Origin of the sequence: Streptomyces spectabilis (assembly GCF_008704795.1) — a bacterium.
GTDB classification, from domain to species: Bacteria; Actinomycetota; Actinomycetes; order Streptomycetales; family Streptomycetaceae; genus Streptomyces; species Streptomyces spectabilis.
In genome coordinates this window covers 3,360,765-3,373,789 of the sequence record NZ_CP023690.1, presented here as the reverse complement: position 1 = coordinate 3,373,789, position 13,025 = coordinate 3,360,765, and the positions used below count along the sequence as shown (strand labels likewise).

Sequence of the window (13,025 nt, the reverse complement as noted above, 5' to 3'; positions counted from 1 at the left end):
CCTCTATTCGTGCTGGCGGGCGGTGCAGTCCGCCCTCAGATAGGTGCCGGGCGCCGACGGCTCGAAGACAGCCGTCACCTCCAGCACGACGGCCGCCGTCGTGCGGAGTTCGTCGCCGCGGCGCACGTCCGCGCCCGGCGTCAGGTAGACGATGTGCGTCAGGTCGGCCTCGGCCTGGTCGGCGGCCTGGCGCTCGCGCGCCGAGGGCTGCGCCAGGCGGGCCCGCAGCGTGGCCTGGAGGACCCAGGTGGTGTCCTGCCCGCCGCCCCCGTCGTCGGCGGTGACCGGCCGCCACACTTCCACGCGGCCGTTCAGCAGGTGCCCGACGCGGCTCACCGGGACCTCACCAGCGTGGCCCCGCCGCCGAAGCGGGCGGCGAGCTGCTCGCGCAGGTAGTCGGGCAGCTCGATGTCGGTGATGCGGCCGCTGTCGCCGTAGGTCACGGAGTAGTCCCCGATCCGCTCAGACCTGATGTCCTTCGCTGCGAGGCCCTCGCCGTCGGGCTGCGCCCGCTGGTGGACCAGGACCGCGGCAGCGATCCGGCACACCAGGCCGACGAGGTCCGCCGGCACGGTGGGCAGGCCGTGGGTCTGCACCACCTCGACGTCGGACGGCTCGCAGCCGGTGCGCCAGCCGTTCGCACGCCACAGCTTGTGCGCGGTCAGCTTCCAGTCGGTGACCGTCTGCCCGTCGATCGCGACCGACGCCACCGCCTGGATCGGGGGTCCGGGCAGGTGCAGCCACTGCGAGTCGTCCGGGCCCTCCAGGGTGAGCGTCGACGTCGTCTGGCTGATGGGCACCCCGGCGGCCTCCCGGACGGCGGCCGAGGCCTCCTCGAGGTAGACACCGACGACGGCGACCTCTTCAGCTGCGATGGCCAGGCCGCGGGCCTCCAGGTCGGCCACCGTCGCCAGCGGGGCGAGTGCCACGGCGGCCTCCCCTCAGCTCGCATCCGCGAGGTCGATCAGGTCGGCCTTGGTCAGGTTCGCGGCGTCGTCGAAGGACAGCTGCCCCTGGGCGACGATGTAGGAGATCCAGTCCGCCTTGGGCGCGTTGACCGGCGGCCGCCCGGACGGGGCGGCGGGGTCGGCGTCCGGGGTGCTGTCGTCCGCCGGGCCTGCGGGCGCCTGTTCGGCGGCCAGCGGGCTGCCGTCGGCGTTGACGCGGCGCAGCTGCCCGCGCTCCAGGCGCTGCTGAATCGACTCGTGCAGGGGCAGATCCATGGCGTGGATGCCGCCGCCTTCGCCGCGCAGATAGATCGTCTCTGCCATGTCAGGTGTTCCTCGGGACGCGCAGCGCGGTGATCGTTCCGGCGTGGGAGGCCTCGATGTCGATCTCCATCGTGCCGTTGGCCTGGAGGAAACGGCCGGACTCGAAGGGGCCGATCAGCTGCACGCCGGTCGTCGCGGCGACGGACACGGTCAGGTCGCCCTGCCCGGCCGCGAGCGCGGGCGGGTTGTCCCCGGCCTTGACCGTCACGGTGTGCGGCGAGCCGTCCGTGTTGGTCACCCGCAGCACCGTGAGCTCGGGCACCGCGTTGTTGATGACGTGGTCGTTGGTGGCGTCCAGGGCGGTGCCCGCGGGCTGCGCCAGGTTGCCGTTCGGAACGAGGTTGCTGTACGGGACAGCGGTACGTGCCATGGTGGCGGGCTCCTATCAGGTCTTCGACGCGAGCAGCGTGACGAGGTGGGTGGGGCGGATCACCTTGGCCCCGTACAGGTGCAGGCCCTTGATGGCGTCCGAGAAGCTCGACTCGGGCCGGTAGGCCTCGGTCTTGTTGATCTGCTCGGCGTAGGAGATCGCTTCCGGCACCCCGGCCTGGACGACGAAGTCGTCTCCGGTGGGGTTGGGGGCCTGGTTGGACTGCGCCAGGTTGAAGCCGAGGGTGCGGCCGATGAAGCCGTTGCGCAGCGGCTCGGTGGTCCCGGACGCGGAGGCGTCCAGGAACTTGGGAGACTCCAGCAGCAGGGAGAAGAACCACGGCGGGCCGACGACGTAGCGGCCCTCTTCGGGGATGTCCGCCTCGTCCATCTTCAGCTTCAGCAGGCGCAGCTGCGTGTACGCCAGGTCCGCCGTGGTGACGGCCACCGTGCCGAGCTGGTTGCCGACCGCGGTCTGCGTGTACAGGTTCGCCACGTAGGAGTCGGCGACGCGGGCCAGCTGGTAGGCGGAGCGGTTCATGGCCTCGGGCATGACGGTGCCCTTGGCCTGCCGCTTGTCGACGTCGTCGACCTTGAACGAGAAGTACTTCGACTGGTCGATCAGCAGCGTGCGCTGCGCGTCGGTGAGCTCTTCGGGCGTGATGACCGTCGAGTTCGGGGTGTACGTGCCGATCGTCGGGTCCGAGATCGATGTGATGCGCACGGTGTCGCCGGACTCGGCGATCTCGCCCTCGTAGTCGCGGTTGACGACGCCGGGCTGCGCGTAGACGAGCCGGGTCCGGGTGGCGACGAGCAGTCGCGCCGACCAGACCTCCGGCCTGAAGCGGGTGATGGCCACGGGGCCCTCCTTGGGTTATCCGGCGCCGAGGTAGTCGTCGAGCTGGCCCGCGTCCTGGGCCTTGACGATGTCGTCGGCGCTCATGTTCTTGAGGTCTTTCTCGCCGAGCTGCTTCGGACGGCCCGCCTTGCGCGCTGCTCCGCCATCACCGGTGCCCTGGAACCGGCGGCCGCTCTGAGCGGCCAGATAGGGCTTCTTCTTCAGGAGGGTCTCGATCGCCTCGGCGATCTCGTCCTCGTCGATCGCGCCGTCCTCGTCGACCTCGAACTGCTCGAGGTCGAGGAAGGTGAGCGCGTCCTTGGGGTCGGCCAGGCGGCCCTTGGCGGCGGCGCGGACCTCGGCCTTGAGGATCCGCGTGTTGGCTGCGGCCGTTGCGGCCGCGGTCGCCTTGGTGACCGCGTCGTCGTCCTGGCCCTGCTCGGCCATGCGGGTCTCGAGCGCGCGGCGCTTGTCGCGCTCGGACTTCCACTTGCCCTTCATCGCGGCCAGGGCCCGCTTGCCGCGGTCGCCGAGCTGGTCGGCGCCCTCGGGGTCCGCGTCGTCCTGGTCGCCTCCGTCCGCCGTGTCGTCGTCCTGGCCACCGTCGTCGTCGGCGCCCTCGTCCGTGTCGTCGTCCGTGTCGTCGTCCTGGCCGTCCTCGTCCTCGGCGCCGCCGAGGATCGGCCAGACCGGATACAGGGCGTCGTCGTCCTCGCCAGGGCGGGCCTTGCGCCAGCCCAGCGCGCGGGCGCCGGTACGCGGGTGCGTGGGCAGGGGTGCGTGCATGCTGATCTCCCGTTGCGGGTGCGGTGTGGACCGGGCGTTGCGCCAGGTCAGAAGAGGTAGCCGTTGCGGCGCAGCAGGCGGATCGCGTGCGCACGGTCGCCGTCGGCCAGCCGGTAGATCTCCTCCGGCATCAGCCGCGGCGTGCTCGCGCGCGCGTACCGGGCGCCGGGGACCTTCTCGAACTTCGACCTCCGCGACCCGTACAGGCCCCGGCGGGTGGTGCCTTCGGTGGTGGCCTGCACGGTGCGCCGGTAGCGGGTGGCCGTGGTCATGCCGCGCCGCGCGTTGACGACCTGCGCGACGTCCGCGCCGTCGGCGATGGCCTGCGCGCCGGCCTCGCCGAACGCGCGCCGCATCTGGCCCTCGGTCATCTGCGCGGCCAGGTCCTCAGGAAGCAGCGGCACCCAGCTGTCGCCGGGCCGCTTCGGCGCCATGGTGCAGTCGCACCGCGGATGCCGCAGGAACCCTTCGCTGAGGCTGTATTCGCGTCCGGCGAGGATGATGCAGCGCGCGCACGCGGGCAGGTGCACGACGCGGACGTAGGACACGACGCGCGGCCGGGCGATCATTCCGGCCATGTCCGCGATGCGGCCCGCGTCCGCGATCAGGCTGCGGGTCACCATCTCCAGAAACGCCGCCCCCGACAGGATCGACAACGCCGTGGAGAAGCCGCGGGCGATCCGGTTGAAAGCGATCAGCAGCGGATACAGCAGCGGCAGCGTCAGGTCCCCGGTCGCCGCCACCGCGGCCTCCGCGTCCACGGTGCCCTCGCCCTCGCCGACCTCGGCGGCCAGCCAGGGCTCGGCCGACGAGGCCGCAGCGAGCTGCCCGGTGCGAATGAGCTCGGCGGCCAGCGGCGCCCGCGCCAGCCACGACGCCTCCAGCCGCTCCTCGTCAACGCCCGTCCAGATCGCGCGCACCGCGGCCGCCGCCGTCGCCGCCTGCACGGCCCGCTGCTCCTGGTGCTGCTGAGCGGATACCGGCGGCGTCACGACGCCGCCTCATCGGGAACCGGGTCCTCGCCCGGTTCCGTCTCGGTGTCCGGGACGGGACGCTGGGCAAGCAGCTGCGCGGCCGCGCCCACCGGGTCCATCTCCATCTCCCGCTCCCGCATCGCGACCACGTCCGCGACCTCGGTGGGGGTAAGCCCGTAGCGCAGGGCCAGCCACTCGAAGGGGAACCCGATGTCCTTCAGCTTCACGAGCGCGTCCGCGAGCTGGGAGTGCGAGCGGGACTCGGAGTCCGCCCACAGCACCGCGCCCGCGCGCATCGCCCGCGCCCGCTCGTCCTCGCCGCGCGCAAGGTAGATCAGACGGGTGACCTCCCGCAGGGACTGCCCGAACCACAGCTTCTTCTCGTCCACCCGCTTGACCAGCCCGGTCTCAGCGGCCAGCAGCGCGTCACCGGACAGGTTGGCCATTTTGCCGACCAGGTAGTGCTGCGGGGTGCGGGTCTGCGCGGCGAGGTGCCCGACAGCAACCTCGATGATCGACGAGTACGCTCCCAGGTTGGCGGCCTGCCACTCCGCGATCTTCGCGTCCTTGCCCGTGATCCACGCAACCCGGTCGACCGCGAACTTCGACAGGTCGACGGGCTGCTTGCCGACGATCTCGCCCGCCGCATTCAGCTTCGGGATCATCGGCCGCTCGGCGCCGAGCACGACGCGCTGCGGGAACGACGCGTAATCAGAGGCGGTGAACAGCTGCGCCCACAGCAGGTTGATCGCATCCTGCATCGCCACCACGCCGGACACGTCCGAGATCGGGTCCTCCACCAACATCGGCTTGTTCGGCAGCTCCACGAGCGGCACCGCCAGCATCGGGTTGGGCTGCGGGTTCGGCTCATCCGCCATCTCCCGCGGCTCCCACGTCCGCAGCTGCTCATCGACGTCGGCCATCTGCGGGCTCTTGTCCTGCCGGGCCAACGGCCGGGAGAACTTCCACACCTCGGTGGGCAGATACAGCGTCGCAAAGTCGCGGTTGCCGTCCTGCCAGCGCTTCAGCCCTGCCCGCCGCATCCGCCGGGATCCGGGCTCGTAGGCCACGATGCACTGCCCCGCGTCCTCGAAGGTGACCACAGGCATGTCGGGGTCGTCCGGGTCGCCCCACACCAGCACGAAGCTGCGCGCGCTGGTGACCGCGCCGAGGAACCCCAACTGCGAGTCAGCGTCCAGGCCGTTGACCTGCCACACCTCCCACAGGTCCTTGTCGGCCCGCTCCTGCCCGGAGGCCTGGAACCCGGTGACCGTCAGCCGCTCCACTGGGCTGTCGGCGACGACCTGCGTCCAGTTATCGGAGAAGTCCCGGTATCGGTCGCCGTGGTACTTCGCGAAGTCGTCCGAGGCGAACTTCAGCGGGTGCTTGCCGCGGTAGTAGTCGCCGTTCCGGTCGATCTCCGACCGGCGGCGGATCAACTCCGACTCCAGGAGCGACACCAGTTGGAGGGCCTGCGCCAGCGTGGCCATGCGACCCCCTCACGCCGAGTAGTAGAAGGACTCTTCTCGCTCGGCCAGGCCCGCCGCGATGACGTCGCCGAGCGCCTCGTGCGCGAGCACCGACGCCACCGAACTGTCGATCTTCTGGGCAGGGCTCGCCTTGCGCAGCACGTACAGCCCGGAGGGGCGCTCGGCCATGCGCGTGTTCTCGATGTGCGACTGCGTCAGCGGGCACCCGTCGTGCGTGAACGCGGCCGCCCGCGCCCCCTCGGTGTTCCGCTTGACTACGTCCGTCTTCAGCCGCTCGGCCGCCGCATGCATCTGGACCATGCGGCGCGTGTACCAGCGGATCACCCGCTCCTCGCCGTACAGGTCCACCCACTCATCGACCTCGGTGTCCCAGTACGGCGGATCCGCGTACAGGCGCACCACGTCGTAACGGTTCATCAACTGGTCCATTGCCGCGCGGACCTCCGCGCGCGGGACCTGCCCACCGTGGTCGGCCGGGTTCCAGATCGTCGGCTCGTCGTTCGCGCCGAACACCGGCGTGAACTGGTAGCCGTCCATCGTCTCCGCGCGGATCGCCGTCCAGTCGTCCATGTCCGAGCCGTCGAAGCCGAGCACGATCCGCGTGTACGCGCGCACCCGCCGCGGCTTCGCCTTCGCCGCCCACTTCGAGCCGTCCAGCCACCCGGCGCTGCCTGCGACGCAGCGGTTGCCGAAGAACCGCTCGGCCTGCGCCGGGTCCTTCTCCATCAACTCGACGGCCTCGGCCTCGATCGCGTCCAGGTCCACGTGCGTCGACCCCGCGTACACCACCGCGTGGATCTTCCGGCGCTCCCGCTTGTTGCTGTAGGACAGCGTCCTGGGTGCCTGCGGGTGGTACTTGAAGATGTCGCGGGCCTTGGCCTCGCTGGTGCGCTGCGCCACCGAGTCCTCGGACGGGTCCCACGAGTTCGTGGTCTCCAGCGCCCGGCCGCCCATCCCGGCCAGGCCGCGCCGCTGCGTCTCCGCGACCCGGCGCAGCTTGTTCGCCTCGGTCCACGTGCCCGTCTCGTCCTGCACGGCTGCCGTGATCGGGTTGCCGAGCCGGGACAGGGCCGAGGACGTGACGACGTCGATGCGGCCGCGCTCGCCGATGCGCACGAACTCCTCGCCCACCCGCATCAGGTCGCCGAGCGGGCCCTGCTTCACCATGCTCTGCAGCGGCCGGTAGACGTTGGCCACCTGGTCCTCGGACGTCGCCGTCAGCTGGATCAACGGACTCGGCCACGGCATGCCCATGGGCTCGCCCGCCTCGTACTCGTACCACCAGCCGCACGAGCAGCCGTGATCCGCGCACCGGAAGCGTTCGCCGCCGCGGGCCCACCCGTTGAACACGACCGGGCCCACGGCTTCGGCCAAGACGATGGTCGCCGACCACGGGCCCTTGCCGGTCTTCTGCGGCGCCACCACCTGCGAGCGCCGGTAGTGGAACGCAGGCGCCAGCTGCCCGCGCGTCGCCGTCGCCTTGATGCGGTAGTGGTTGACCGTGCACCACAGTTGCCACGGATACAGCTCGAGGGACTCGCCCGCGCGGAACCCGTCCGGCACCGGGCAGTGCGCTTCGATCCAGTCCGGGACGATCCACAGGGTGGGGAAATCGACGACGAACCCGTGGTCAGGCGCCTTCGTCACGGGGCACGACCTTGAGCCGGTCCCGCGCGCTCGCCCGTCGCCGCGGCGCCGCCTCCGGCGCCAGCGCGGGCTCGTCGGCCTCGGTGGCGGGGCCGATCTTCCACCGGTTGCGCAGCATCCCCTGCACGGACAGGCCGAGCGAATCCAGGTAGCTGCGGATGATGCGCTGCACGTCCACGCGGGCGTTGGGCTTCTCGGCCTGCGCGAGCGTGCGCACGAACAGCGCGACCTCGTAGGTCTGCTCCAGGGCCTCCCACGCGACGGCTTGCGGCCGGGACCAGAGGTCCACCCACAGCTCGTCCTCGCGCGGCGTCATCATCTCCAGCGGGAACACCGGCGCGACGCCGGCGCGGCCCTCGGCCGGGAGCGTCGTCCATCCCGCCTTGTCCGACGGGCGATTCCGGCGCAGCGCGTTGGGGTCCGGCGGCGGACCGGACACGACACGGGCACCACCACGGGGCATAGCGATCACTCCTCGCCGCTGCGTTGCGCAGCACCGACGTCCGTCACCTTGCGTGACGATCAAGGTCTTCTGAACCTGGCGGACTTCCCGGAGCCCTCCCCGGCGTTCCGGGACCCCTAGACCGAAGGGGTCCACCCCCACCCCTCTGAGCTGCGGTTTTGCCCCACATGGGTATCTCGGCAGGCCTCTGACCTGCACTGATGCCTGTGAGTCACTGATCGCGATCGTTCCAGCCTCCGGGCTGGTGCTTCGCTGTCTCGCGTGAGTGGTGGGCCTTGGTCATGGCCTGGAGGTTCGTCCAGTCATGGCCCCTTGGTCCCCTTGGTCCGAGTCCGTCTCGGTGGTTGACCTCGGTGGCTCGTGACCTGAGCAGCGGGGGCAGCGCCTCGCACTCGTCGCACTCGCAGTAGGGGTGTGCTCGCAGGTAGGCCGAGCTGGTGCGGGCCCATCTGGCGTCGTAGCCCTTGGATGTGGCGCTCGCGCGCGTGCGTGTGGCGCGCGCCTGGCAGGTCTCGCAGCGGCCTGTCGTGGTGAGGGTGGGGCATCCGGGGGTGGGGCAGACCTGGAGGGCTTTGCGGGGCATGGGCTAGGCCACGTCCATGGTCTCTTCGAACACCATGACGGCGCGGGCTCCGCTCTTCTCGGCAAGTTTCGTCAGGTGACCGTGCAGGGGCGATGTCCACTGGTCGACGACGAGAACGAACGGCGTCGTCACGTCGTCTCCGTGGCGCTCGGCGGGCAGTTCGAGGATCTGGATGCGCGGCATGGAGTCCCCCCGAAGTACGACGAAGCCCCGGCCGGGGATGCGGGCCGGGGCTTCGTCGTGTGTCTGCGGCGTCCGTTTGAGGACACAGTTGTACACCGGGATCGTGACACGGCGCTGACCTGCGGTCAAGCGGCGTCGCGTGTGCGCCGCTTGGTGTCGAGGGCCTGGACGTCGGCGAGTGCGTACCAGGGCTGGCGGGGGGTGCCGCCGGAGCGGGTGAGGTGGCCGCGGCGGACGAGCTGGCGGACGCCGTCGAGGGTGATGCCGAGGACGGTCGCGGTCTGGTGGGCGGTGAGGTGGCCGGGCCGGATCATCTGCGACTCCATGCCCCCATGATGCCGCGACCTAATCAGGTGGTGAGGTCTCGTGGCGCCTTGCCAGCCTCGTAGGCAGGGAGGTCAGGGCGCAGCTGGTGCAGGTCGTCTTGCGTGTATTCCTGGCGTTTGGTGGAGATGGCGACGAAGCGGGCGCCGCACGGCTTGTCGCGCGGGTCGGGGGTCCCCCATCCGGTCGCGATTCGGTCGTGGCGGATGTCCTTGGTGAAGGCGCCGTTGCGGCACTTGCTGCACGTCGTGGTGTAGCTGTCGACCAGCAGGACGGCGGTGCGTTCCTCGGGCATGGGGTCATCCTCTCGTGGCGGCCGGTGGTCTCGTGGCTGTATGCGGATGCTCACTGGGAGGGGCCTAGTCGATGGTGTCGAAGGCTGTCGTGTCGAGCGGGTCGTGGCGGTAGTCGGCGGAGGCGTCGGCGATGCCCTCCTGTTCGATCTGCCCGCAGTTGCAGGTGCCGCCTTCGGGCCAGAGGATCATCGGGCATGAGGCGGCGTGGGTGTGTGCGTGGTCGATGGGGTCGTTGCTCACGATGGCTCCTCAGGGTCGTCGGGTGGTGGGCTAGCCGTCGCCGTGGATGGGTGCTGCGCCGTGGATGTACCGGACGCCTGCCTCGCGCAGGGCTGTGTGGGCGTCCCGGCTCCGCTCCCGTCCGGCGGCGAGTGCGGCCTCGACGGTGGTGCTGAACTGTCCACCGGTGACCGCGCTGAGTTCGATGTCGGCCAGCTCGATGGCCGACCATGCGGCCTCTGCGGCGACGGCGAGCAGGGCTGAATCGGCAGCAGTGAGCGCGAGGCGGTCGAAGGCGTTCGTCGTGACTGTGCGGGCGCGGAACAGGGCTGCCACGTCTTCGCTGGTCCGAGGCACGCCATTGCGCAGGTTGGCGATCTGAAACCAGTAGACCTCCCGGTACGCCAGCACAGCGGCGAGGAGCTGCCCGGTGGCGTCGAGGACCCGCTGGCGGTGTTCGGCTGCGCGGGCGCTGCGGTCTGTCCAGTGCGCGGTGAGGCTGGCCAAGGCGGCACCAGCGAGCGTGCCAAGCACGGCGATCAAGGTCGGCCACATGGGTCCCCCTCTGGGCGGCGGCGTGTTCGCGGTGGGTGCATCCTGCCGTGTCGTAGGGAGGGAGGCGCCGGAGGGGAGCCCGGGCCTCATGCTCGCGGCCTCCGGGCCTGGTCTTCCCTTGCCTCCCTCGCCTCCCTGACTGGCCATTTGCGCAGGTCATGTACAGGGAGGCGGGTGAGGGAGGCGGGTGGGGAGAACTCCCTCAGATTTCGTCGCCTCCCTCGTCGCCGGTGTCCTCAGCGAGCCGGGTGAGGATGGCTTCGTGGACGCGGTCGCGGGAGATGACCATGCGTCCGGCGGACTTGTACTGCTCGGCGCCGTAGGGTTCCAGGGCCTTCTTGAGATCGGTCGGCCCCCAGTCTCGGTAGGCGCCCGGGGTGCGCTCGGCGAGCCGGTGCAGGACCTCCTGGACGAGCATGCGGAGTTCGTCGCCGAGGACGGCGGCGACGTCGGCGAGGTGGTCGACGGGCTGTGTGCCGGGGACCTCCCACACGCCGTCGTCGTTCTCGTAGGCCTTGAGGGCGCGCTCGACGACCGGCGTCACCTCATCGATGCCCTTCTCCGGATCGCGGGCGACGTAGTGGGACCGGATGATCTCGAACGGCTTTGACGTGAAGCCGTAGGTGACGGCGGTGCCTACGTCCTGGCCGGGGACGAGCTCGGTGGCGCGGATCCCGGCCTTGTACTTGCCGGAGCCGAGGAGGCCGTCGTTGGCGACCTGGTCGCCGACCGCGAACGCCACGCGATGGCTGGTGTTGCGGGTGACGTCACGCGGGATGCTGTCGGCAGTCGGGGAGACGGTGACCCAGATGAGAGTGATGCCGACCTTGCGGGCCTTCTTCATGACGCGGATGGCCAGTTCACTGGCCTCTTTGCCGTAGTCCTTGCTCATGAACAGCTCGTGGCACTCGTCGAAGACGACGACCTTGGGCCGCATCCGCGGGTCCTTCAGGGCCAGTTCGCGGGTGAGCTTGGTCGACTCGCCGCCGAGGTCCTCCAGAAGCTTGCCGCGCTCGGTGACCTCGTTGGACAGGGCCCGCAGGGCGTCGAGAGCGGCGCGCAGCTGCTCGGGGTCGTCGCCCTTGACGAGGGTACGCAGGCGGGGCTTGAGCGGGTCGTAGTCGACGTTGGTGGCCATCACGTAGACCTCGGCGATGACCAGCGGGTCGAGGATGGCACCGAGGAGCAGCGCGACCACGATGGACGTCTTGCCGGAGCCCATGATGCCGCCGACGATCCAGTTGGCGGCCATGAGCTTGCCGATGATGGGTTCGCCCCGCTGGGACACGGCGACCGGGACGCCCTTGAAGTAGTCGGTGACGCCTTCGGTCAGCAGTGGCCACGGCGGCACCACGCCGTTGAGGGAGCCTTGGTCGGCGACCCACAGGTCGAGGACGCCGGGCATGTTGGGCGGCTCGGTGGGCCAGGTCTCGACGGGCTTGCGCATCAGGTTGTGTGCGAGGACGTTCTTCTTGGCGTTGACCATCTCGACGGTGACGCCCATCGGCAGCTGCAGCTGGGTGTGGTAGCCGTTGCCGAGGCGGGTCGTGGGCTGCACCCAGCGCGGCGTCCACCCTTCCTTGATAGCCGCGTTGAGCTGGGGAATCGACAGCTTGCCCAGGGCCCGCATGATGGCGTTCTCGTCGGGCAGCACGTCCAGCTCGCCGGTGTCCGCGGGCAGCGCCCATGAGGGCGCGGTCTTCCGGTTGCGGCCGACGGCCCACACCCCGGCCAGGGCCAGGAGCGGCAGGGAGTAGAGCATGGGCTCCCAGACGATGCCGCCGATGAACGCCACCCAGCCCACGAAGGAGACGACGGTGTTGAGCGGCGTGAGGACGTCGTTGAGGTCGTCGGTGGCGGCGGCCAGCATGCAGCCGAGCAGCAGGAGGGTGCCCGCGCCGGCCGCTGAGGCGGTGGCGATGGCCTTGGGCGCGTTGATGGCCATCTGGAGGAGTTCGACGCGGCGCCGGTGGCGGGCGAACCTGAACGCGTAGGCGCGCTGTTCCCACTTCTGTACGAGCTCTTCGTTGCCGCCTGCTTCGGCGATGCGCATCATGCGCTCGTGGCGGGCGGTGGTGCGGGAGTCCCAGGCGCGGCGGGAAAGGACGCGGGCGCCGCCGGTGAGGTAGGCGCTGTGGCGGACGGTGAAGCGGTAGGCGGTGTGCTGGCGGGCCTCGACGATCACGCGACGCAGGTGGTCGATACGGACACGGCGCCGGGGTCCTGCCTCGGCGGGCGCGGGGGCCGGAGAGCTGCCGGGCTCGGATGTCAGGGCGGGTGTGGGTGCGTCCGGCGTCTCGGTGTTGGCCGGTGCGTGAAGATCGGTCATGCTGGCCTTCCGGTCGTTCTGTTGGGCGGTCCGGGGCCCGGGGGCGGCTCTACTTCTTGGTCGTGGTGCGCCGCCCCCGGGGCAGAGCTACGTGCGGTTGGCGCGGCGGCGGGCCTTGCCCTCGATGCGCTTGAGCGCGCGGCGCCGTTCGATGTGGGCGTCCCAGCCGAGGGCAGCGGAGTCCTTGAGGCCGCGGGCCTCGATGGCGGCGATCTGCATCCGCTCCCAGGCGGTGTACTTGATCTCAGCCACGGCGGATCTCCTCGTCGGTGTAGCCAGCGGCGCGGGCCTGGCGAACGGCGTCGAGGGCGGACTCCATCGCGCCGAGGGCCTCTGGGGAGTCGGGGCCGTAGTCGTTGATGGCTTGCGCGGTGACCTTGGCCGCGTCGACAGCGTGCTGCGGGTCAGGCATAGCGGGGTTCCCTTCCGGGTCGATTCGTCGGGCCGGGCTGTCCGGCCCCACCGCACGGCGGGCCGGTCAGCGGCGGGGGTAGCCGTGGCCGGGCGGCGGGTACGGGGCTTCGGGGTCGCGGGCGACGGCGTGGAGGACGGTCTCCTCGAACTCGTCGAGGTCGGGGCTGGCCGCGCCGCCGACGTGGCCGGTGCGGGCGGTGTACGCCTGATCGACGCCGTTGAGCAGTCGGTCGGTGCGCGCCTCGTCGGCGGCCGCGTTCTCTTTGCGGCGGAAGATGCCCATG

General features: G+C 70.7%; 19 protein-coding genes. All 19 read right to left on the bottom strand.

What is annotated here, in order from left to right; genetic code table 11:
• Positions 1 to 3 precede the first annotated feature (3 nt).
• The 19 genes from CP982_RS14575 to CP982_RS14500 all read right to left on the bottom strand — a co-directional run bounded on the left by CP982_RS14575 (position 4) and on the right by CP982_RS14500 (position 13,024).
• Positions 4 to 336: a head-tail adaptor protein gene (locus tag CP982_RS14575; protein ID WP_150510935.1), complete on the bottom strand. Its 333-nt coding sequence runs from the start codon at positions 334 to 336 to the stop codon at positions 4 to 6.
• On the bottom strand, positions 333 to 929 hold the full coding sequence (locus CP982_RS14570) for a head-tail connector protein (protein WP_150510934.1): 597 nt from the start codon (positions 927 to 929) through the stop codon (positions 333 to 335). Before CP982_RS14570 ends, CP982_RS14575 begins: the two co-directional genes overlap by 4 nt.
• A gap of 12 nt (positions 930 to 941) precedes the next feature.
• Positions 942 to 1,271 (bottom strand): hypothetical protein, encoded by a 330-nt coding sequence (locus CP982_RS14565; protein ID WP_150510933.1) that lies wholly within the window; start codon positions 1,269 to 1,271, stop codon positions 942 to 944.
• 1 nt (position 1,272) lies between these two features.
• Positions 1,273 to 1,641, bottom strand: a complete 369-nt coding sequence (locus CP982_RS14560; protein ID WP_150510932.1) for a hypothetical protein — start codon at positions 1,639 to 1,641, stop codon at positions 1,273 to 1,275.
• 15 nt (positions 1,642 to 1,656) lie between these two features.
• Entirely contained in the window at positions 1,657 to 2,499 is an 843-nt protein-coding gene (locus CP982_RS14555) for a phage major capsid protein (RefSeq protein ID WP_150510931.1), read from the bottom strand.
• Between the two features lie 15 nt (positions 2,500 to 2,514).
• Positions 2,515 to 3,264, bottom strand: a complete 750-nt coding sequence (locus tag CP982_RS14550) for a hypothetical protein (protein ID WP_150510930.1) — start codon at positions 3,262 to 3,264, stop codon at positions 2,515 to 2,517.
• A 47-nt stretch (positions 3,265 to 3,311) separates the two neighbouring features.
• Positions 3,312 to 4,256 carry a DEAD/DEAH box helicase family protein gene (locus CP982_RS14545; RefSeq protein WP_150510929.1) on the bottom strand — a complete coding sequence of 315 codons (945 nt, stop codon included), beginning with the start codon at positions 4,254 to 4,256 and terminating at the stop codon, positions 3,312 to 3,314.
• Positions 4,253 to 5,728 carry a phage portal protein gene (locus CP982_RS14540; protein ID WP_150510928.1) on the bottom strand — a complete coding sequence of 492 codons (1,476 nt, stop codon included), beginning with the start codon at positions 5,726 to 5,728 and terminating at the stop codon, positions 4,253 to 4,255. The genes CP982_RS14545 and CP982_RS14540 overlap by 4 nt, the downstream gene beginning before the upstream one ends.
• A gap of 9 nt (positions 5,729 to 5,737) precedes the next feature.
• A complete protein-coding gene (locus tag CP982_RS14535) occupies positions 5,738 to 7,375 on the bottom strand; it encodes a hypothetical protein (protein ID WP_150510927.1) in 1,638 nt (545 codons plus the stop codon).
• Positions 7,359 to 7,838, bottom strand: a complete 480-nt coding sequence (locus tag CP982_RS14530) for a phage terminase small subunit (protein ID WP_229878889.1) — start codon at positions 7,836 to 7,838, stop codon at positions 7,359 to 7,361. The genes CP982_RS14535 and CP982_RS14530 overlap by 17 nt, the downstream gene beginning before the upstream one ends.
• A gap of 586 nt (positions 7,839 to 8,424) precedes the next feature.
• Positions 8,425 to 8,604 carry a hypothetical protein gene (locus CP982_RS14525; RefSeq protein WP_150510926.1) on the bottom strand — a complete coding sequence of 60 codons (180 nt, stop codon included), beginning with the start codon at positions 8,602 to 8,604 and terminating at the stop codon, positions 8,425 to 8,427.
• A gap of 125 nt (positions 8,605 to 8,729) precedes the next feature.
• Positions 8,730 to 8,930: a hypothetical protein gene (locus CP982_RS14520; RefSeq protein ID WP_150510925.1), complete on the bottom strand. Its 201-nt coding sequence runs from the start codon at positions 8,928 to 8,930 to the stop codon at positions 8,730 to 8,732.
• 23 nt (positions 8,931 to 8,953) lie between these two features.
• On the bottom strand, positions 8,954 to 9,223 hold the full coding sequence (locus tag CP982_RS14515; protein WP_150510924.1) for a hypothetical protein: 270 nt from the start codon (positions 9,221 to 9,223) through the stop codon (positions 8,954 to 8,956).
• A gap of 64 nt (positions 9,224 to 9,287) precedes the next feature.
• On the bottom strand, positions 9,288 to 9,464 hold the full coding sequence (locus tag CP982_RS41720) for a hypothetical protein (protein WP_170316424.1): 177 nt from the start codon (positions 9,462 to 9,464) through the stop codon (positions 9,288 to 9,290).
• 30 nt (positions 9,465 to 9,494) lie between these two features.
• Positions 9,495 to 9,998: a hypothetical protein gene (locus CP982_RS14510; protein WP_150510923.1), complete on the bottom strand. Its 504-nt coding sequence runs from the start codon at positions 9,996 to 9,998 to the stop codon at positions 9,495 to 9,497.
• 202 nt (positions 9,999 to 10,200) lie between these two features.
• A complete protein-coding gene (locus CP982_RS14505; RefSeq protein ID WP_150510922.1) occupies positions 10,201 to 12,327 on the bottom strand; it encodes a zonular occludens toxin domain-containing protein in 2,127 nt (708 codons plus the stop codon).
• 87 nt (positions 12,328 to 12,414) lie between these two features.
• A complete protein-coding gene (locus CP982_RS41715; RefSeq protein WP_170316423.1) occupies positions 12,415 to 12,579 on the bottom strand; it encodes a hypothetical protein in 165 nt (54 codons plus the stop codon).
• A complete protein-coding gene (locus tag CP982_RS41710) occupies positions 12,572 to 12,739 on the bottom strand; it encodes a hypothetical protein (RefSeq protein WP_170316422.1) in 168 nt (55 codons plus the stop codon). Before CP982_RS41710 ends, CP982_RS41715 begins: the two co-directional genes overlap by 8 nt.
• Before the next feature lie 66 nt (positions 12,740 to 12,805).
• Complete coding sequence (locus CP982_RS14500; protein WP_150510921.1) at positions 12,806 to 13,024, bottom strand: hypothetical protein; 219 nt, start codon at positions 13,022 to 13,024, stop codon at positions 12,806 to 12,808.
• Position 13,025: the final 1 nt, after the last annotated feature.

Coding starts and splice junctions, on each gene's coding strand:
- CP982_RS14550 (WP_150510930.1), bottom strand. CDS start 3,264: ATGCACGCACCCCTGCCCACGCACCCGCGTACCGGCGCCCGCGCGCTG.
- CP982_RS14515 (WP_150510924.1), bottom strand. CDS start 9,223: ATGCCCGAGGAACGCACCGCCGTCCTGCTGGTCGACAGCTACACCACG.
- CP982_RS41710 (WP_170316422.1), bottom strand. CDS start 12,739: ATGCCTGACCCGCAGCACGCTGTCGACGCGGCCAAGGTCACCGCGCAA.
- CP982_RS14510 (WP_150510923.1), bottom strand. CDS start 9,998: ATGTGGCCGACCTTGATCGCCGTGCTTGGCACGCTCGCTGGTGCCGCC.
- CP982_RS14540 (WP_150510928.1), bottom strand. CDS start 5,728: ATGGCCACGCTGGCGCAGGCCCTCCAACTGGTGTCGCTCCTGGAGTCG.
- CP982_RS14530 (WP_229878889.1), bottom strand. CDS start 7,838: ATGCCCCGTGGTGGTGCCCGTGTCGTGTCCGGTCCGCCGCCGGACCCC.
- CP982_RS14500 (WP_150510921.1), bottom strand. CDS start 13,024: ATGGGCATCTTCCGCCGCAAAGAGAACGCGGCCGCCGACGAGGCGCGC.
- CP982_RS14560 (WP_150510932.1), bottom strand. CDS start 1,641: ATGGCACGTACCGCTGTCCCGTACAGCAACCTCGTTCCGAACGGCAAC.
- CP982_RS14520 (WP_150510925.1), bottom strand. CDS start 8,930: ATGGAGTCGCAGATGATCCGGCCCGGCCACCTCACCGCCCACCAGACC.
- CP982_RS14505 (WP_150510922.1), bottom strand. CDS start 12,327: ATGACCGATCTTCACGCACCGGCCAACACCGAGACGCCGGACGCACCC.
- CP982_RS14525 (WP_150510926.1), bottom strand. CDS start 8,604: ATGCCGCGCATCCAGATCCTCGAACTGCCCGCCGAGCGCCACGGAGAC.
- CP982_RS14565 (WP_150510933.1), bottom strand. CDS start 1,271: ATGGCAGAGACGATCTATCTGCGCGGCGAAGGCGGCGGCATCCACGCC.